The following is a 19,352-nucleotide window of genomic DNA, read 5'->3' on the forward strand; positions in this document are numbered from 1 at the left end:
CGAGACGAGCGTATGCGTATCTACAGCTTGGCAGACCTTCATCTTTCTCTTGGAGTTCCAGAAAAAACTATGGAAGTGTTCGGAGGTCCTTGGCTGGATTACCACGCAAAGATCCAAAGAAACTGGGTCGCTACAGTTTCTCCTCAAGATGTAGTTTTGCTCCCAGGAGACATTTCCTGGGCAATGGACCTTGCTCAAGCAGAGAAAGACTTTGCTTTTTTAGGGAAATTGCCTGGAATGAAGTATATGATTCGCGGAAATCATGATTACTGGAGCTCCGCATCACAAGTGAAGATCTCTAAAGCACTTCCTCCAAATGTACACTACCTATCACAGGGATTTTCGCTGCTTACCTCTACTCTTGCCATCGTGGGGGTAAGACTTTGGAATCACCCTGAAATCCGCATAGATCCCCCATCTTTTTTAGAAACACCTTATACAGAACGAGATGAGAAGATCTTCTTGCGGGAGTTAGGCCGTTTAGAGCGCGCTCTTGCTGCGGTTCCTGAAGAAGTAGAACGAATCATTGTCATGACGCACTATCCTCCCATCAGCTCTGACGGGTCTCCAGGGCCGGTCTCTAAGCTTTTAGAAGCTAACGGGAAGGTAACAACCTGTGTGTTTGGTCACTTGCATAATCTTCCAGAAGGGTTTCAGGGATTTGGGGAAGTGCGGGGGATTCGTTATCTCCTAGTTGCTGCGGATTATGTAGATTTTTCTCCCCAGGAAATCCAATGAGAATTCTTGCCGGTAAGTATAAAGGGCGTTCTTTAAAGACATTTTCAGAGCGTTCAATTCGACCCACATGTGGGTTAGTGAAAGAATCTTTATTTAACATCTGTGCTGTTTATCTTGAAGGAGCAGATTTTTTAGATCTTTTTGCAGGGGTGGGTTCTATAGGGTTTGAAGCTTTAAGTCGGGGAGCTTCACGTGTGGTCTTTGTGGATAATTCTTTGCAAGCTGTGCGTTTGATTCATGCAAATAGCCGGTTGCTAGAGGCGGAAGATGCAGTCATGGTAATGAAACATGAGGCATATGTAGCGGTGCAAAGATTAGCAAAGAAGCATCTTTCTTTTGATTTGATCTATATCGATCCTCCCTATGATTTAGACTCTTCTTATATAGAGGGGCTTTTGCGTAGCATCGCCACACATGCGCTGTTGCGTCAAGGAGGGCTACTGTTTTTAGAGAACTCTTCCCGGGAGGAGATTGCTGTAGAGGGACTTTCCCTAAGAAAACGAAGAAAATTCGGAAACACGTTTCTTTCTGAATATGTTTGTACCGCATAGTACTAAAAGGGGGCCATTATGGAGAGGCCTCTTAGAGAAGATGTTTTGTCAAAATAGGAGCAGATAGGAAGGAAGATCACGTAGTAGATAAAAATTTCTTATCTAGAATATGATGCAAAAACAGAGACAAAAGAGGCATCATTTTGAAATTTAGATTTTCCTGGAAGCTCAGTGTTATTTTGTGTTTTCTCTCTATAAGTGTTGTTTTTTCCGGATGTTCCCGACATCAGAAAGAACAGCCTGTAGGGCGTGATGTGACATGGTTCCCTAAGCAATTTGGAATTTATACTTCAAGTATTAATGCGTTCTTAAATGATTTGGTTGCGGAGATAAATCATCGTGAAGGCTTAAATATCATCATCGTCAATCAAGATTGGATTCATCTTTTTGAAAACCTAGATGACAGGAAGACCCAAGGGGCATTCACATCGATTTTACCCACAATAGAAATGCAAGATCATTATCAGTTTTCTGAGCCGATTTTGTTAACCGGTCCTGTTGTGGTTGTTAAAGAAAATTCTCCATACAAATCTATAAACGACCTTAAAGGGCGTTTAATTGGGGTGTATAAGTTTGATTCTTCCGTCCTTATTGCCCAAGACATCCCTGATGCGGTCATTCACTTGTATCAACATGTCCCTGTTGCTTTGGAATCTCTTGTTTCTAACTGTTATGATGCACTTTTAGCCCCTGTAATTGAAGTTACGGCATTAATCCAAACAGCATATAAGGATCGCCTGAAGATTATCTCCGAGCCATTAAATGAAGATGGCCTGAGGTTGGCGGTACTAAAAGGGACAAATGAAGATTTGCTAGAAGGGTTTAATTTAGGCCTGGCAAAAAGTATACGGTCAGGGAAATATCAGATGATAAGAACTGCAAACCGCCTACCTTAACGAGGTTATTTAATCAATAGCTCAGATTCCGAAGGAAAGGAGCTAGAGATAATTTGTGCAAGGGTGCGTGGCCATGAAGAGGCATTATAGATGGCAGGAAGCCTCAGGGCTTTATAACCTCGAGATTTAAGAATAGGAAGGTATTCATGTTCGATCTCATAGAGAGTTTCAAGGTGATCAGAAACAAAGCCAAAAGGGAGAATAAGAACGTAAGGTTTTTGGCTTTTCAGCTCATAACTTAGCGTTTTTAATAAGGGAGAGAGCCATTTCCCAAAGCCAAATTTTGATTGGTAACATAAGATACTCTCTGCTTTAGGGAAACGAGAAGAAAGTAGAGAAAACGAGTGCTCACACTGTTTTTGATAAGGATCTCCTTGGGAGACCATTCTTTTCGGAAGGCCGTGTACGGAAAATAAGAAGCAGCAGTTCTCTTCAGGGATCCCCTGCATGTCAAGAAAGCTATTTACATGGGCCTCCATGCAAGAGATGAACGCATCATGCGAACCAAACTGTGAGATCCATAAGATGTTATATTGCGGGGCGTGAAGAGTGAAGAATCTAGAAATACTCCCTGTCATGGCATACGTAAAATGTGGAAATAGAGGGACTCCGATAATGGAGCGTGGCTGAAGGGTATGTAGAGCTTCCAATGTGGTATGATGTGTTGCAGGTAAGTAGCGATGAAATGGAATCACAGGAGCCTTTAAAAGACCGTGTAACGCTTGGGAAAGATTTTCAGTGTCTTGGTAAATGGGGGACCAGTTCTTTAAAGAAAGGTATTGAGGGAGAACCTTAGAGACCCGTTTTTTGGCAATAAAGGAAAATAACTTTTTATGGAGAAAGTCGGGGAGGAAATTTCCCGTAACATCTCTATCAGTAAGAAGGGAAGTGAGAAAACTTCCCAGCTCCTCAGCATGTCGAGGGCCACCGAAATTTGCTAATATGTACGCGGAAGGAGACATAGAAACCTTAGGGACAGCTATTTCCTCATCTGTTGCATTTAAACGGGGAATCACATAATTTTCCATTAAATTTTTGTTCTCTGTTTAGTGATTCATGAAGACTTCAAAGTTCCATGCAGGTGTCGAAGCCTTATGTCAGAAAACAACCCGACGTTTACATCAATATCTCTTGCGCCACAGCGTATATTTTTGTGTTGCCATCGTACTGATGGCTATTGAGCTTGTCGTATTTCTATACTTCTTTTTGTTTTCAGGGAAAACACTAGTCCCAGCATTTTGCCTTGCTTGCTTTTTCCTTACCCTATTTATCTTTCTCGTGATTCGCTTGTATTTTCTCTCTGGAAAATTAGACGATTTTGAAGAGATGGTTTCACAGTACCTTCAAGAAGTTGTTCCCTTAATGCAAGGGAAACACTCTGCAATAGAGGAGCTCTCTCATCAAGCTGCCGCAGCAACAAAACTCTCTATAAATTTACAAAATCAAGAATACACATTAGTCTTTAGCCTCATACAGTTCCTCCCCAGACAGGATTTTCTTAGGAAGATGAGTTGTTTTTGCTTTTGGAAAGACTGCTTTGCTTTTCGAGAATGTCTATTACAAAAAGCTATAGAAGCCAATGTTAAAGTCGTACAGATGATTCCTACAGACCTAGGAGCTCATGTCTCCCTAGCAGATGCTTACGTAGCACTCTCTGGGCTCTATGCAGACCCTAGGAAATATCCCGAATTTGACGCAAATTATTGGGTGCCCCCAGGAAGATACGGAGAAGATATTCAGGAGAAATTCTTTGCTTCTGCACGGCGTGCGATTGAAGAGTTTAAAATTTTAAATGAATATGCCCCAGGGAATGCCTGGGTACATGCTCAACTTGCTTACAGCTACCATGATTTGCAAATGCCCTTAGAGGAAATTCAAGAATACGAAGCCGTCTTGAAACTCAAACCTAATGATGTGGAAATTATGTCAAAACTAGGGATTCTCTACTTCCAACAAGGGATGAATGCGCAAGGTTTGCGTATTTATGAGGAATTAAAGAAAAGAGATTACAAAAAATCTCAAAGATTAATTAAATTTTACGGAATAGAATATAATAGTTATTAGTTTTTTTTTTTTTTGCTTTTTTATTTATAATTTAATGGTTTTAGTGCTTTCTAGGTACAAGTGGATAGAGTGTATACTGAGCCTGTAGATCAAGCCGCATTTCTTCATAGGATGAGCATTTCTTGGCGAGCGAGGTTTTCCGTACGCACGCGGCATGAGATTGCTTGTGCGATAGCGATTATAGGATTACTGACATCGTTATTGGCTTCTGTCGCAGTGTATGTTGTATTTACTTCGACGCCTTTCTCTGCCAGCTTTTTTCAGGGGTGTTTAGCTTTAGGATTAGAGCCTGTAGCTGTAGCTCTTGGTTCTTTAATTCTAGGAATATTAGTGTTGTTGTGTGGTGTATATTTATTACCGGAGAAACCTAAAACTACGTTCATAAATTGACGTTAGTTTTTAAATTGATAACTATTCTCCTATTTTCATATAATTCATTGAAATCGTTGTTTCCGCGGGATCTTATTGAAGGATTTTAATCACGATTTTTTACTTCATGTAGGCGCGGAGCAATTTAACAAGGAGAATTGATATGAAAAAGCTAATATTAACACTTCTTTTAGCTCTTGTTGTTCCTGGTGTACAAACTTCTTTATTTGCTAATTTTTGTGAAAACGTAGAATGTGGCAATCCTGATAATGGAGAAGAAAAAGGCGACAACGGTAACAATGGTGACCAACAAACTCCTGATGCTGAATCCCAAGATTAAGGGTATTCTTTATAAAAAAAATAGACGAGTTCCTCGTCTATTTTTCTTTTCTATATTTCTTTTTCTAATTCATAATTTTTTATTTTTTTAGGTGCGTTTCTTTCCCTATAGTACATTATTTTGGTTTAGGCCTAAAGGGTTTGAAGGCTTAGGAACTGGACTTTTGAAGCAATGAGAATGCTAAAGGAGCTTGATCAAGGGATGTGCTATATATGAGTAGATGTCTATTAGATAAACTTGTGAAAGGCATTGTTGTTTTTTCTTTATTTCTTTTGTATTGGTCTTCTGATTTGCTCGAAAAGGATGTAAAAAGTGTCAAAAAGAGCATACAGCACGTTCAGGAAGACATCCGAGAGCTTGCGCGACTAGTGAAGCAAATTTCTCTGCAAGCAACAGTAGCATCTCCTGCGGCTCCCTCTTATGTTTCTGAAGATGAGTTGAGGGCGGCATTATGTGGAGATTTTCAGTATCCTAATTTATTATCGCTAGATCCCTATAGACAGCAGACATTGCCAGGTTTATTAAGTGCAGATTTTGCTCCCAAGGGAGAATTGCGTACAGCACATGTAGGAAAACCTGAGAATTTAAGTCCCTTTAATGGGTTTGATTATATTGTGAATTTATATGAGCATTGTATTCCTTCATTAGCAAATGCGCACATAGGGAAGTATGAAGTTTTTTGCCCAGGGCTGGCTCTAAAAATAGAAGAGCATGATGTTGAAGATGGCTCTGGAGATAAAGAGTTCCATATTTATTTGCGTCCTCAGGTCTATTGGCATGGGATTGATGCAAGTTTATTTCCTAAACATGTGCAGCTTGCTGAGAGTTTTTCCAAACCTCATCCGCTCACGGCTCATGATTTTAAGTTCTATTATGATGCTGTGATGAACCCTTATTTAGCAGAGATGCGTGCTGTAGCTTTGCGGTCGTATTTTGAAGATATTGTTTCTGTTTCCGTAGAGGATGATCTAAAATTTGTTGTCCGTTGGAGAGCGCGAACAGTAATTAATGAAAAGGGTGAGGAAGAAAAGAAAGTCTTATATTCTGCATTCTTTAATACTCTGAGTTTGCAACCGCTACCTTGTTTTGTTTATCAGTATTTTGCCAATGGGGAAAAGATCATTCAAGATAGCCAAGATCCGGATATCTATCGCAAAGATTCCGTGTGGGCACAGAATTTCTCAAAACATTGGGCAAATAATTACATTGTCAGTTGTGGAGCTTTTTATTTCGGCGGGATGGATGATGAGAAGGTAGTTCTTTATCGTAATCCCGACCACTATGATCCTCTAGAGGCTCTTGTAGAAAAGCGGTCTATTTATTTCAAAGATAGCTCAGACTCTTTGTTTCAAGATTTTAAAGCAGGAAAGTTAGACATCGTCTATCTTCCCCCAAATCAGGGAGATAACCTTGAATCCTTTATGAAAAGTGCTGCGTATAGCAAGCAGGTCTCAAAGGGTGAGGCAATCCGTGAGTTGGTTGCTTCGGACCGCTGTTATACTTATGTAGGTTGGAATTGTCAGTCGTTATTCTTCCAGAGTCGTGAAGTGCGCCAAGCTATGAACATGGCAATAGATAGAGACAGAATCATAGAACAGTGCTTAGATGGCCGTGGCTATACGATTACGGGGCCATTTGCTTTTTGCTCCCCTTCATATAATCCTTGTGTGGAAGGATGGCATTACTCTCCAGAGGAGGCTGCACGCCTGCTTGAAGAGGAAGGATGGATAGATTCTGATGGCGATGGGATTCGTGAAAAGGTAATCGATGGGGTTATAGTTCCCTTTAAGTTTCGTCTTTCTTATTTTGTAAAAAGCCTGACGGGAAGGACGATAGCAGAATATATCGCCACAGCGTGTAAAGAGATTGGGATTGAGTGTAGTTTACTTGGTTTAGATACGGCGGATCTTTCTCAAGCTTTTGAAGAAAAGAGTTTTGATGCAATTATGCTTGGGTGGTCTTTAGGTCCACCTCCTGAAGATCCCAGGGCGCTGTGGCATTCCGAGGGAGCCTTGGAAAAGGGCTCAGCAAACATTGTGGGATTTTGTAATGCTGAGGCGGATAGGATTATAGAAAAGCTTAGTTATGAGTATGATCCTCAAGAGCGTTTGTATTTGTATCATCGGTTCCATGAGGTGATCCATGAGGAAGCTCCTTATGCCTTTCTCTTCTCTCGAAAGTTTTCATTGCTCTATAAGGATTATGTGAAAAACGTCTTTATCCCGACTGCACGAAAAGATCTGATTCCTGAGGCTCAAGATGAAACTGTCAACCTTCAGATGGTTTGGGTAGATAGATAGGAGGACAAGTGTTTAAGTATATCTTAAAACGTTTGATTTTGATTCCTCTGACGTTATTCGCGATCATTTCTATTAATTTTATCATTTTGAATGCTGCTCCTGGAGACGTTATCGAAGATCAGGCTGTAGATTCTCGTGGAGAGGCTGGAAAGTCAGATAAAATTCGAACGTATAAGGGCCCTGATCGCTATTTGCAATTTCGTGAGCATTATGGCTTGACCTTACCGATATTTTTTAATGCTCGCCCGAGAATCCCTCATAAAAAGGTGAAGCTGGGTATTGAGGAGATAGTCAGGAGCTCTCAAGGGAACAAAACTTCAAAGAAGAGTTTTTCGCAATTAAAGATCTTATGGGGGGATCGGGCGAAATTTATCATGCCGATATTGTTATTTGAAGCTAGTGATTCCTCTCAGCCGTTAGTTTATCGTCATGTTGCTGCAGATCTGTTTATTCGTGGAGGTATACTTCAGGGCTTTGTAGGAGTAAACTTAACTCCAGAGCAAAGGAAGTATAATCAGGAGGTCTCTAAGAGTAACTCTTTATTAGTAAAGCAGCTATCTGAAGAGAATATTGAAGAAAAGCTCCAAGTATTGAAGCAATGGTTTAAGGAACGAGGAGGGGTGGAGGCCTTTTCTTACACGGCAAAGCAGAAATGGAAGATCTTTTTCTTTGAGACGCGTTTTTTCCGTTATATTTCGAAATTTTGTCGGTTAGACTTTGGGACGTTGCGCAACGACTCACATAAAACTGTAATTTCAGAAGTCATTAAGAGATTACACTGTTCACTAACTCTTTCTGTGCTCCCCATGGTTTTTGGGTTTGTATTGTGTCAGGTGTTTGGAATGATCATGGCACTAAAAAGGAATCATTGGATAGATCATGGGTTAAACTTTATCTTTTTAATTCTCTTTTCGATTCCTGTGTTTGTTGCGGTCCCTTGGATTTTAGATAATTTTGTGATCAATAGAAATATTCCCTTTACCTCGATCCCTATGCCGTATAGTGGTTTGAAATCTTCCCCAGAGGTTTTTAATGAGTTGAGCTCATTTGGGAGGCTTTTGGACATCCTTGCACATAGTTTTTTGCCATTTTGTGCTGTGAGTTATGGCGCCTTCGCTGCACAGTCACGATTGAGCCGATCGATATTTCTTGAAATTTTGGGGCAGGAGTATATTTGTGCAGCAAAGGCGAGGGGGATCCCCCTTAGGGAGATTCTGTTGAAGCATGTAGGGAAAAATGCTGCTGCGGCTTTAGTGACGTCTCTGGCTTCTTCTTTAGGAACACTTTTAGGAGGAGCTTTGGTTGTAGAGACCTTATTTGATATAGATGGCTTTGGGAAATTTTTTTACCAGGCGATTTTAAATCGAGATCACAATGTAGTGTTGTTTTCTGTATTTGTCGGGTCGACATTATCCCTGGTAGGCTATCTTTTAGGGGATATTCTCTATGTAATTTTAGATCCCCGAGTGCAATTTGATAGTAGGAGGATCTAAAAAGATGCCTCCTTCTGTTTCTTTTTTCCGCAGGTTCTGTTTGGCGTATCGCAAGAGTCTTTCTGCCTCTTTAGCATGGAAGTGCTTTGTCTGCATCGCCATTGTGGGGATCTATGCTCCTATATTTGCCAGTAGCAAGCCTTTGCTAGTGCGGTGGCACTCAGAAACCTTTTCTCCTTTGCTTAGATATTTGTTTTTCCCTGGATTCTACACTAAGCCCCTAGATCTATTTTTTAATGTGTTCATGGTGGTATTCCCCTTCGTAGTGCTGTCGTTTAAGTTCCTGCGGGGATGGGTGCGTAAGGTAGTGTTATGTTGTTTGATGATTGGGCAGTGCGTAGGCTTTGCTTGGGTTCTTTCAGGGCATGTTCAAGATCCTGCTGCGAGTGCCTCCTTGAAGAAGCTTCGTGCGGAGAAGATCCAAGAGAACATGACTAGGACAAATATCGAAGCAGTAACCATAATGCCCAAGGATATCCGTACCTGGGAAATGGAACGGCGGTATATGAGTACGTATGAGCAGCTGGGGATTTTAATAAAGTTTGCGTATCGTCAGCGGCAAGATGCGGCAGTACAGAAGTATCGTGTGGCATTTGAAGGGTTGCGGAATATGCCCATGCCAACATTGCGGAATTTAGAAAAGAAGAATGAGAAGATCTGTCTGGAGAGGCTACAGCACAGGCTGCAGAAACTTCAGGAGTCTCACGAAGATGTCCTTTGTTCGTGGAAATTTGTGATAGATGAGTATAGGCCTTATTTAATGTCTTTGCTTCGCATTCAACACGAACTGAACCTTGCTTTGTATCATGAATGGGAACAGCCCGAGAGTCTTATCAAGGCATATGCGGATATAGAAAGGACTGCAGAGCCTTATCGTCAGAACTTACTGCAGGTCCGTAAGATTTTGGAGGAACATGCTAAGCTACAAGGGGCGGAGAACTTCATCCGAGATAAGCTTGCTTGGATAGAGAAGGAGTCCCAGAATATGAAGATCCTGCTACATCCTTTGTTTAGTTGTTTCCATTGGGAAGATGACGCAGGAGGATCTCGAGAGATGAACAAGCATGTTGCTTGGTGGCAGCTCACACGAATCAACCGCAAGGACTTATTGTCTTCATTAATTTTTGGCATTCGGATTGCTTTGGTTGTAGGTGGAATAGGAGTTGCAATTGCATTCACTTTGGGGATCATTATTGGGTTGATCTCGGGGTATTTCGGTGGTGCTGTAGATATGGCTTTGTCACGTTTCACGGAAATCTGGGAAACTATGCCGATGTTATTTATCTTGATGCTTGTGATTTCTATCACACAGAAGAAATCCTTAATTTTAGATACTGTCCTCTTAGGATGTTTCGGCTGGACAGGGTTTAGCAGATATATCCGCGTGGAGACATTAAAGCAGCGCAATATGGCCTATGTCTTAGCAGCAAGAAACTTAGGCTATAGTCATTACCACATTATGGTTCATCAGATTTTACCTAATGCGATAGTCCCTGTGATTTCCTTGTTGCCCTTTTCTATAATGGCCATGATTAGTTGCGAAGCGGGTTTGACATTCTTAGGCTTAGGAGAAGAGAGCTCCGCATCTTGGGGCAATCTTATGCGTGAGGGCGTTGCAGGGTTCCCGTCAGAAAGCGCGATTCTTTGGCCTCCAGCATTTATGCTTACGGTACTACTTGTTGTGATTGCCCTAATTGGAGATGGAGTTCGGGACGCCTTAGATCCCCGTGTCCAGGATTAACCCTGAGCTTCGAAGTTGAGTAAGGTCTCTTGGATCTGGCTTCCTGCCACATAATTGCGCTCCTGGCGGCTGCCGAGCACCCTATGACAGGGGAACAGTAAAAGAAATGGGTTGGACTTGCAGGCGGCTCCTACGGCTCTTGGATGGGAGTCTGTCTGTGTAGCAATCTCTCCATAGGTGCGGGTCTCGCCAAAAGGGATCTTTAATAGAGCGTTGAGAATTTCCCGACGTTTTTCTGGGAGGGTGGTTATGTTGATATAGGAGGAAGGCTTCTTTGGGGGAAGTTTTTGTGCATATTTTGCACACCATAGAAGAACCTCTTCCATAGCTTTGTGTGATGCAGCCCCCAAACATAAGCACGAAAATATCGGCGCTACAGTAAGCTCTGTCTTTACAATATAGCTGTTATGAAAGTGTACGATCAATTGCAAGGGAGGAGTTTTTGCTATCGGAACCCCTTGAGAGCAAGCTTGAGCTAAAGAGTCCTTAAGCTCTTTAGAGACAAGAAGGCTGTCGTTCATAGAAAGAGAGACTTACCCTGCAGCATTGAGACGCTCAAACTTCGCCTTGGAAACCAAACGCCCACGATGGTACCATTCGCACTTATAAACTCCTCCAGCATAGACCTTTCTCATGCCATGAAGGGCATTGTTGCGCCAAGAAACCTCCTCAGCAATGACGTTCTGCTCATTATAACGCAGCTCTATGCCTTCCTTTTGCCCTTTGACGAAGGAAATTTCAGAGGTCTTACAGCCATTTTTGAACGTTGTTGTCGTGCCATCTTGAGTTCCTGAGCGCCACTCCTCGATAGTGTTAGGAATCCCTCCCATGAGATACGTTAATCTCAAGCCGTGAGGCTGACCGTTGACGAAATGCGTGATTGTTTCTGGATCTCGGTTAGGGTAGAAGGTAGTTCTTTTTACCATCACACCTTCGAAAAAAGCTTCTTCAGCAAGAAGGTCGTTATTAGGGGAAAAGATAGAACGTACACCCTCACCATTATGGATAGTAGAGGCGTACTTGCCATTGAAAGAACGGTAGTTTCCTTCAAGAACCCTTCCTTGATAGGTCGTTTCTACGAAATAAGGATCTGTGATGGTATTGTTATCTTTAGTGTCGGGCCAACGTGTTATTGTGAAGGAGTCATCCTCATGGAAAAGCTCTTCTTGGGCAGGCTGGCCATTATGAAAGAACGTCTTGTATGATGTGAGTCTCCCTTGATCATAGGTCTTTACTACAGCAAACGTTGTTGTGTGGGGAAAGGTTAATGTTATCTCTCCATGAAGTAGCCCCCCTACATAAACCTCATGTAAAGTAGATCCATCTTTTAGTATTTTCGTAATGGTGCCGTCACATCCTCGTTTTGTCCATTCTCTTCCGGAAACTACGATACCATAGTTGTTACGAAAGGTCTCTTTCATGACAGAAGGATCACTTTTACGAGCAGAACCATATGCAGAGCTCGATAGTGAAAGTAGAATACAAAAAAATACGTGTTTCATGTGAGGATCATTCCTTTATCTTTGAGCCGCTGCGTCAGTCCAGAAACTAAGCGCTCATACTCTTCGTCTATTTCTTGGTTTGACAATGTTCTCTTGCGATCTTGAAATACTAACCGTAAAGAGACATGCTTTTCCTGATTCGAGGAAGCTTTATTTTGATATATACTGATAATAGAAACTCTTTCAAGCCATTTGGAAGGGCTACGTAAAAGTTCCTTACGTAAGGCATCTGCGGGGAGCTCCTCAGGGACAGCAAGAGTCACATCCCGGAACGAAGAGGGGTAAATCGGATAGGGGACGTACTGAGAAGAAGTTTTCTTTTGTCCCTGGTTGAGAAGGTCCACAGAGAGCTCTCCAAAAAATACAGGATGTTTGATCTGCATTTTTTTTGTAAGTTTGGGGTGTACTGTCCCTAAAATTCCCAGGGTATGCTTATGCAAACGCAGAAGACCTTGTTGGTATGGATGGAAGTATGCGTGGTTGCTGGGTTCCAGAGTATAAGCTTGAGAAGAGATCCCCAGGTGATTTAAGATCTTTTCTATCCAACTCTTGATTGAGAAGAAGGAAAGGGGCCCTTGAGAAGGAAGCCATGAGGGAGCCTCTGCTTGCCCAGAAAGGAGAATGCTTAACGTTTGAGTTTCTTGGTATTGGGAGGCAACTTTTTTATATACTGCTCCTAGCTCAAAAGCGTACACTCCCCCTGCTTGTCTGTTAAGGTTTGTCGCGGTGCTTTCTAATAGTCCAGGAAGTAGGGAAGGCCTTAGGGCTGTCGCATGCTTAGAGCCCTGGAGGGTAATGAGGTGCTCCGCATCACATAAAGCTGCAAGCTCAGGCTTTAAAAGATCACAAGTGAAAAATTGCTGAAGGCCAGAGTTTGCTAATAGATCCACAAGGTGGCGTTTTAATTTATAAATAGAGGTATAGCATGGCGTAGGCTTACGAGCTTCTACATGCCAAGACTGTGTTCTAAAAACTTCCTCAACAAGATCGATTTCTCTTTGAATATCGTGGCGGTACGAAGGGATTTCTACGCGAAGATGCTTTGCTGTTTCCTCCCGGATAGGGAATCCCAAAGAGCTGAGCTTTGCATGTATGGTTTTTGTTGTCAGCGTCTCTCCTAGGATTCTTTCCACTGTAGAGGCTCTTAGGAGGAGAGTTTTTTGCGTACGTTGGGCTTCTCCCATCACATAAATTGGGGAGAACTCTGCTTCTGGAAACATCTTTTTCAAGTAGTGTATCGCAGCAAAAAACGCAGGAACAACGTTATTGTAATCCACCCCACGAGAAAATCTATAGCTAGCTTCTGAATGTATTGGGACCAGATTTTGAGAAGCCCGTAAGACCTCTGAGGGGAAGTAGGCCCCTTCCAAAATAATTTCTGTTGTTTCATCGGAAACGGCGCTCTCTAAGCTTCCCATCACACCAGCAAGAGCTAAAATCCGCTCATCATCACACACTACAGGAACCTGTTTAGGAAGCATGACGGTTTCGTTATTTAACAACGTTAGGGAACATGCAGACTCTGTATATTGTACGTGCAAAGAGCCTACATGTACAGAGCGCGCATCGTAGGCATGTAGAGGCTGCCCAAGAGAAAACATAAGGTAGTTAGTGACGTCTACGAGGGCATTGACAGATTTCTGTTTTAAAGAGCGCAGGGCATTCTGCAGATGTGCAGGAGAAGGAGACGCAGGGGGAATCCCTGAAATCTTTATATAGCAAAAGAGCGGGCATACGGAAAAATCATTTCGTGAAGGGACCTCTTGTAATGGCATGGGCTGCAAAGAAAACTCTTTAGGAAGAGTAAGAGCTGCAGAGGTTACATGGGAGATTTCTCTTGCGAGTCCAAAAAGAGAGGCGCAGTGGCCTAAATTAGGAGTGAGGGAAATCTCCAAGATGGTTTCACTAAAGATTGTTGCGACATCCTCTCCTAGTGGAGTGTCGTTTGCAAGCTCAAGAAGGCCGTGTGTCACGAGTTCTTCAGGAAGGCCGAGCTCATCTGCTCCACAGCACATCCCTTGAGATTCTACTCCGCGAATTTTGGATTTTTTTATAGTAAGAACGTTCCCTTGGGAATCTGTAAGTTTCGCTCCGGGTAGGGCTAGGGGAACGACAATTCCCTCGCGACAATTTGGTGCTCCACAAACAATTTGATACTCTTGAGAACCATCAAAGAGGGTTGCTACTTTTAGTTTATCTGCATTAGGGTGGGGACAAACTTGTAAAATTTTTGCTGTAATGACAGAAGAAAAGGAAGCAGACGTTTCAATATGCACTTCGGCTTCTATGCCGATACGATCGCACGCACTGAGAAGATCCTTAATACGTAAGGGCGCAGAGAAGTATGTTTGCAATAAGGATAAGGGGACATGCATGATACTTTGGTCAGAGGCTACTTTTAGGAGAGATTTTACGAGGAGTTGTGTATAGTGGCAAGCATTTTAATCCTTAGGGAACAAACAGCATGGAGTTTACATGACTGCAAGAAAGCAGGTAACAAGGCTTAGACAGGTTTTAGTCTTAAGTCTTGGGCTGAATGTTTTGTTTCTTTTGTTATTTTATTCTGTCATCTTTCGAAAAGACATTTATAAACTGTGTTTATTTTCAGGTCCCTTGATTGCGAAAAACCGCTATAAAGCGCAGATTCCAGAAAATTTTTTGCACCAGCTTGCGACTTCTACTTTTCAGGAGCTTTCTTCTTTTTTTTCTGAAGAGCGTTTTGTTTTTGGCTATCCTGTAAAGCTTTGGGCATTAAGTGTAGCAATTCAGGAGTTTGATGTGGATATTTCTCCTGCGTTATCTCACGAGCTGACATTTACAGAGCTTCAGGATCAGACGCGTACTTGGCTGCTTCCCAATGTGAAAGAGCAGGAGTTCCCTGGGGTAGTACAGTATCTTTCCTTAAGGAAATTCCCGTTTACTTCTCGCGGTTTATTTAAGAGAGTTGCCAGTTCTTTAGGGGAGGGTAAGGTAGATGAGGAATGCTTATATAGTTTTTGCCACACTCCAGAGTTTCTTTATTTGCGGACCCTTTTGGCTGGTGCAGATCGGGAGATCTCTGTGGCTTCTTTGGCTAGGATGGTCATTCGTGGTGGCAGCGAGGTATTTTTTTCATTATGTTCTTCGGAGAAGCGCTTTTCTGCAATCTCTGAGAAGGAGCGTCAAGAGGTTCTGTTGGCCTATGTCTATAGGGAAGAGCCTTTAGCTGCACTGCTTTTGCTAGAGCATGATTCAGAGGCGATCTTACATGAGTTTCGAAATGAAGATGTTCAGAAAATACTTTGTTTGCTTCCTCGTGGGTTTCCTAAGTGTCAAGAATTTCTTTCTCGCTATGCTCAAACCCCTCGAGAGCAACCGGAATTGTCTCAGAACTCTCCTCCTGTGGAGGAGAACTCTCTTTTTCGGGAGTATATAGTGAAGGAGGGAGATTCCCTTTGGGTAATTTCTCGTAGAGAGGGGGTATCTATTGAGGAGTTGATGCGGAGGAATCAGCTGTCACATCATCGCTTGTTGCCTGGGAAGGTTCTAAAGCTTCCTCCAAAGTCGTCATAGGGACGAGGTCAATTCCTCCGGGATGCCAGGGAGCGCATTTCCCTAGTCTTTTTAGGGTGAGCCAAAGGCCATATAGAAGTCCGTGGGTATGAAGGGCTTGTAGGGCATAGTGGGAGCATGAAGGGAAAAATCTACAAGAGTTGCCAAGAAGAGGGGAGACAGTCCATTGATACACACGAATAAGAGAGAGTGCACAATAGAGCAGGGCTTTTCTAAGTTTAAAACACATTGAAAACATCTTTAAGTAGAGCTACGGAGACTTCTATCATAATGAGATAAATGATGGTCCATTCTAAAGAGGAGGTATGTTGGTGATTGAGCTGGTCATTTAGGATCTCTAAAACGTCCCCTAGAATAGTGAGCCTGTGATTGAGAACATTAATACGGGAGTCAATATCTAGGCAGCTAAGAACATCGAGGTAAATCGGTTGCGTTTTGGGATGTTCCCAAAAGAAATCAGGTTCATCGAGAATGTCTGAATGGAGGTTTACTGTAGCTTTGTCTAGGAAGAGCTTGCCGATTTTTTTTGCGATTGCTTTTCGGGGCATGGAGATTTTCCCTTTAGCGGCAAGATCTTGAGGGAGTTTTTTAGAATCTTCTATAGTTTTGTAAATTGTTTCTTCAAAGAAAGTAAGCTTGACAGATTGCGCTAAGCCAAAGGAAATCGCAAGTTTTGTATTTAATGTTGTGTCTGCAAGAATAAGGCGGTCTCTGCGGATTTGTAATTTATCTCCATAGAAAAAGTTGTAACAGTCAATTTCTGGTTGGGGGAGGATTTCTGGTGAGGCAGGAATGATGGTTTGTAAGAGCTTATGTTCTTCATCTTCTTCCCATCCCCAAAACACCGCAACGCCGTAAGGGAAAAAGACCGAAATTTGATCTAAAGAGTCCTCACTAGAGGTCATCACATATTCTCGAGATAGTACCGTAGTAAAGCGCGGCTTTAGTAAGTGAAAGAGGATATGTAGATTATAGTGGGAAGCTGTACAGTATGCTGCGCAACGCATCTCGTGTCTTTTCTTTGCATTTTGCTTCCCAGTATACAGGATTTTTTCTCTGTGGAAAACTTTTTTTTCTTGAGGTAAAGGGAAGAACCTCAGTAAGCTTATTGTCTTATTTCTTTTGCGGAAGTGGCGGAATTGGTATACGCGCTATCTTGAGGTGGTAGTGGAGCTTTCCTTAGGGGTTCGAGTCCCCTCTTTCGCATATAGTGCGCGAGAGCACTTCTTTTTCTTCTATTTTTTTCTTAAGATGTGTGTTTGTGTATTGGTAATGACGAGGTCACTGTTGAGAGCTTTGTGTTGTATTTTCATGGGGATGTTTCTGTTAGGGAATGTGGCTTATGCTGTTCCTCATTATGTCTCTGAAGAAGAGACATTTTATGTGCATAAATTAAATTTTTCTGGGGAGTTCCCCGATATGGAAACAATGAAAATACATGCGCAGAGAAAAAAACATGTCAAGTTTGATGTTACTGGCAATTTTCCCAAGCTAGAAACAATTTCTTATCTGGGCTCTTTTGGTTATTTACATGCAGATTTTAAAGGTGAGTATCCGAGTTTGACCTCGATACATATTTCATGTACGACCTGCCAGATGGATATGGATTTTCGCGGGAAGTGGTTTCAGAATTCTACCATCTTCATTTGCAATGAAAAGCAGCCGATTTCTTTAGTTCTTCCTAGAGATGTCGGTGTCATTGTTCATACTACCACCACATTACAGGGAAAGGTTTTGGTAGAGGGGGACTTGATTCGTTCGGGACGAGGCGTATGGCATAAGACTTATCACAACTCTTCCGTTGGGACGTCTCCGATTACATTAGTGTTTCATGTGAAAAGTTCTGGAGGCACGATCTCCTTGCGCTAAGTGTGTCTCTTTATGCAAAGAGGTTTCAAACATAAAAGAAATTTTTTCTGTAATCGCTATGGGAAAGTCTGCGAGTTGCAGAAGCTCTTGGAAATGCTTCGCATAGATAATAGCTTGGAGAATATGTTCTTCATCTTTATCTAGGGTAATGGCTTCTTGGGGAGCGTGTTTTTTGCATAATTTTTGTCCTTGATAGCGGTAGCATGTGGTATCGATTAGTGGGGTGTTACACAGAGAACATGAGGGTGAAAGGTCCAGGATTCCCTCGTATTGTAGGAGCTTGAGAAGAAAGATCGCAGCGAAAAAATCAGGATTTTGGCTTTTGTGGAGGCGGTAGAGGAAATTGAACAAGAGGGAGAAGAGCTCTGGAGAGGGCTTTTCGTTCCATTGTGAGGAGAGCACAGCTTGGATCATTTTCCCTCCTGCATGCAGGAGGGAATAGCTTTGCTTTAGCTCTGGGAAGTCGTAACGAACTTCTCCTTCTATGAGGGTGCGGGTTTTTGCTGAGCTTCCCCTTAAGGTGTAGTTTCCGAAGACAAGAGGTTGTAGGGCATCGCGGTAAGTGCAGTTTAAGGATAGCCCTTGTTTTGCAAAGAACTTTAGGAGTCCCCCTGGGGAGAAGAGTGTCACGAGAAGATGGTTTTTCCCGAAGGGAGTGTTTTGCAGAACTATTCCGGAGGTGAAAGTGCGCATAGGGTTAGAGTTTAAGGCTGTGGAGCTAAGGTGTTTAAGGAGCAGTAATAACGTAGAAGCTGAGAATATTCCGGAAGACCGGGATAAAAGTCTAAATTTTGTGTTTTAGGGTTTAAAAATCCTGTAAGTTGTTTTTTTTTACTTGCGATTGCTAAGCAGCTAGCACCAATAATGTAGTTATAGCTAAGCAATTGGATGAGTGTATTTTGGTTTATCACTTGCGCTTTGCATTCTATCAGTAACAGGGGTTTGGGTTCGCCAAGATGGAAAGTTTCTCCTGTAGGATCTGTATAGGTTTTGGGCGTGATGACAAGAATATCTGGGCGACGCCTGGGAAGGCGCGCCCTTTTCCTAGCCAGAAGGGGAAAGAGAGTTCTAAGTTCCTTCTCTACGATGAGGAGGTGCTCAGGGTAGTTGAGCTTATGAATAAGGAGAAAAAGCAAGTCTTGGCGGACTCTCTCTTCAGGCGTACACTCTAAAGCTTTATTGCGGATTGGGTCAAATAGCTTTGTTTCAAAGGAGGGATCTTTTTTAGGGGAGAGAATTTCTTCTGAGGGTGGGGTCAATGAGGACATAGGTGCCGTTGTGCTGTTTATAGACGCATTGGATCTTATTTTCTTGTTCATTTAGAAAGAGAAGAGCGGCTTCTTTAGAGGAGGCCAATTTCTGAATAGCCTCTTGTTCAGATAGCATAGGGATCGTAGTTTTTTTCTTGGAGACTTTCTTTTTTGCAGCTGTAAGGACGTGACCGAAGTTTTTCAGAGAGTCCCAAGCATCCATTGGGGTAAAAGGAAGCCACTCCTCTTCAAAGTTCTCAATACTTTCGTCTTCTTTTTCTATGCAAAGGAGCTCTTCTTCTGCGAGACTATGGCGGTGCTTGATACGATCGTGTTTTTTTAGCTGTAGCTTGCTACATCCTGTACGGATCTTTTTAAATGCCTGAATCACTGCTGTATAGACATTGGGATGGAAGACCTTCACTTGTATCGTCTCCTTGCCTTTAGAGAGCACGATATGTACTTCTGTCCCTTGCTTGTCCTTGTGGGAGGAGATCACCACATGTACAAAAGCCGAGAGGGGCAACTGTTGGCTTTTTTCTAAAATTAGCTGTTTTAAAGGCTTAGAAACATGAAACGACCTTCCGGTAATCTCCACCTGAACTTGAGGAAGTTCCTTAGATGAAGCTTTTGTGCGTCTTTTTGGTTTCATTAAGACTCCCTAAATTGCTGAACATAAAAAAGAAT

The 19,352-nt window shown here is 42.4% G+C and carries 20 protein-coding genes and 1 tRNA gene; 12 read left to right on the top strand and 9 right to left on the bottom strand.

The window, feature by feature from the left end:
- Positions 1–12: 12 nt before the first annotated feature.
- From G5S_RS02040 to G5S_RS02050, 3 genes are all read left to right on the top strand, one after another.
- Positions 13–738 carry a metallophosphoesterase gene (locus G5S_RS02040; RefSeq protein ID WP_013712515.1) on the top strand — a complete coding sequence of 242 codons (726 nt, stop codon included), beginning with the start codon at positions 13–15 and terminating at the stop codon, positions 736–738.
- On the top strand, positions 735–1,289 hold the full coding sequence (rsmD, locus tag G5S_RS02045) for a 16S rRNA (guanine(966)-N(2))-methyltransferase RsmD (protein ID WP_013712516.1): 555 nt from the start codon (positions 735–737) through the stop codon (positions 1,287–1,289). Before G5S_RS02040 ends, rsmD begins: the two co-directional genes overlap by 4 nt.
- A gap of 143 nt (positions 1,290–1,432) precedes the next feature.
- Positions 1,433–2,185 (top strand): transporter substrate-binding domain-containing protein, encoded by a 753-nt coding sequence (locus G5S_RS02050; RefSeq protein ID WP_013712517.1) that lies wholly within the window; start codon positions 1,433–1,435, stop codon positions 2,183–2,185.
- A 5-nt stretch (positions 2,186–2,190) separates the two neighbouring features.
- Here the strand turns inward: G5S_RS02050 and hemH are convergent, their stop codons facing one another.
- The gene (hemH, locus tag G5S_RS02055) at positions 2,191–3,147 is read right to left on the bottom strand and encodes a ferrochelatase (RefSeq protein ID WP_013712518.1); all 957 of its coding nucleotides are present in this window, start codon (positions 3,145–3,147) and stop codon (positions 2,191–2,193) included.
- A 94-nt stretch (positions 3,148–3,241) separates the two neighbouring features.
- Between hemH and G5S_RS02060 the strand changes: the two genes are divergently transcribed.
- The 6 genes from G5S_RS02060 (at position 3,242) to G5S_RS02080 (ending at position 10,492) form a co-directional block, all read left to right on the top strand.
- Positions 3,242–4,249 carry a tetratricopeptide repeat protein gene (locus tag G5S_RS02060; protein WP_013712519.1) on the top strand — a complete coding sequence of 336 codons (1,008 nt, stop codon included), beginning with the start codon at positions 3,242–3,244 and terminating at the stop codon, positions 4,247–4,249.
- Between the two features lie 111 nt (positions 4,250–4,360).
- A complete protein-coding gene (locus G5S_RS02065) occupies positions 4,361–4,639 on the top strand; it encodes a hypothetical protein (protein ID WP_042280649.1) in 279 nt (92 codons plus the stop codon).
- Positions 4,640–4,781: 142 nt separating this feature from the next.
- Entirely contained in the window at positions 4,782–4,958 is a 177-nt protein-coding gene (locus G5S_RS05010) for a hypothetical protein (RefSeq protein ID WP_013712521.1), read from the top strand.
- Between the two features lie 212 nt (positions 4,959–5,170).
- Entirely contained in the window at positions 5,171–7,258 is a 2,088-nt protein-coding gene (locus G5S_RS02070) for an ABC transporter substrate-binding protein (protein ID WP_013712522.1), read from the top strand.
- A gap of 8 nt (positions 7,259–7,266) precedes the next feature.
- Entirely contained in the window at positions 7,267–8,751 is a 1,485-nt protein-coding gene (locus G5S_RS02075; protein WP_013712523.1) for an ABC transporter permease, read from the top strand.
- A gap of 4 nt (positions 8,752–8,755) precedes the next feature.
- Positions 8,756–10,492, top strand: coding sequence for an ABC transporter permease (locus G5S_RS02080; protein ID WP_021756365.1), 1,737 nt, complete (start codon positions 8,756–8,758; stop codon positions 10,490–10,492).
- On the opposite strand, the gene G5S_RS02085 is transcribed toward G5S_RS02080, so the two are convergent.
- Genes G5S_RS02085 through pheT form a run of 3 tightly spaced genes read right to left on the bottom strand, consistent with a single transcriptional unit; the run spans position 10,489 to position 14,369 of the window.
- Positions 10,489–11,013, bottom strand: a complete 525-nt coding sequence (locus tag G5S_RS02085) for an MGMT family protein (RefSeq protein WP_013712526.1) — start codon at positions 11,011–11,013, stop codon at positions 10,489–10,491. The two genes, G5S_RS02080 and G5S_RS02085, sit on opposite strands and share 4 nt — an antisense overlap.
- Positions 11,014–11,025: 12 nt before the next feature.
- Positions 11,026–11,994 carry a toxin-antitoxin system YwqK family antitoxin gene (locus tag G5S_RS02090; RefSeq protein WP_013712527.1) on the bottom strand — a complete coding sequence of 323 codons (969 nt, stop codon included), beginning with the start codon at positions 11,992–11,994 and terminating at the stop codon, positions 11,026–11,028.
- Entirely contained in the window at positions 11,991–14,369 is a 2,379-nt protein-coding gene (gene pheT, locus G5S_RS02095; protein ID WP_013712528.1) for a phenylalanine--tRNA ligase subunit beta, read from the bottom strand. Before pheT ends, G5S_RS02090 begins: the two co-directional genes overlap by 4 nt.
- A 100-nt stretch (positions 14,370–14,469) precedes the next feature.
- Here pheT and G5S_RS02100 point away from each other — a divergent pair, with 100 nt between their 5' ends.
- Positions 14,470–15,546, top strand: a complete 1,077-nt coding sequence (locus tag G5S_RS02100; protein WP_013712529.1) for a LysM peptidoglycan-binding domain-containing protein — start codon at positions 14,470–14,472, stop codon at positions 15,544–15,546.
- Here G5S_RS02100 and yidD read toward each other — a convergent pair.
- On the bottom strand, positions 15,458–15,775 hold the full coding sequence (yidD, locus tag G5S_RS04965; protein ID WP_080556996.1) for a membrane protein insertion efficiency factor YidD: 318 nt from the start codon (positions 15,773–15,775) through the stop codon (positions 15,458–15,460). The genes G5S_RS02100 and yidD overlap by 89 nt on opposite strands.
- On the bottom strand, positions 15,765–16,553 hold the full coding sequence (locus G5S_RS02105) for an RMD1 family protein (RefSeq protein ID WP_013712531.1): 789 nt from the start codon (positions 16,551–16,553) through the stop codon (positions 15,765–15,767). Before G5S_RS02105 ends, yidD begins: the two co-directional genes overlap by 11 nt.
- Before the next feature lie 117 nt (positions 16,554–16,670).
- On the opposite strand from G5S_RS02105, the gene G5S_RS02110 reads away from it, so the two are divergent.
- Together G5S_RS02110 and G5S_RS02115 are read left to right on the top strand one after the other, a co-directional pair.
- Positions 16,671–16,752 (top strand) — tRNA-Leu (locus G5S_RS02110).
- 105 nt (positions 16,753–16,857) lie between these two features.
- Entirely contained in the window at positions 16,858–17,415 is a 558-nt protein-coding gene (locus G5S_RS02115) for a hypothetical protein (RefSeq protein WP_042280527.1), read from the top strand.
- Here the strand turns inward: G5S_RS02115 and recO are convergent.
- The 3 genes from recO to G5S_RS02130 are packed head-to-tail and all read right to left on the bottom strand — an operon-like array spanning position 17,368 to position 19,317.
- Positions 17,368–18,108, bottom strand: coding sequence for a DNA repair protein RecO (gene recO / locus G5S_RS02120; RefSeq protein WP_013712532.1), 741 nt, complete (start codon positions 18,106–18,108; stop codon positions 17,368–17,370). The two genes, G5S_RS02115 and recO, sit on opposite strands and share 48 nt — an antisense overlap.
- Before the next feature lie 11 nt (positions 18,109–18,119).
- Complete coding sequence (locus G5S_RS02125; protein WP_013712533.1) at positions 18,120–18,683, bottom strand: type I restriction enzyme HsdR N-terminal domain-containing protein; 564 nt, start codon at positions 18,681–18,683, stop codon at positions 18,120–18,122.
- The gene (locus tag G5S_RS02130) at positions 18,640–19,317 is read right to left on the bottom strand and encodes an HPF/RaiA family ribosome-associated protein (protein WP_013712534.1); all 678 of its coding nucleotides are present in this window, start codon (positions 19,315–19,317) and stop codon (positions 18,640–18,642) included. The genes G5S_RS02125 and G5S_RS02130 overlap by 44 nt, the downstream gene beginning before the upstream one ends.
- Between the last annotated feature and the right edge of the window lie 35 nt (positions 19,318–19,352).

This window comes from Chlamydia pecorum E58 (assembly GCF_000204135.1).
Classification (GTDB): domain Bacteria; phylum Chlamydiota; class Chlamydiia; order Chlamydiales; family Chlamydiaceae; genus Chlamydia; species Chlamydia pecorum.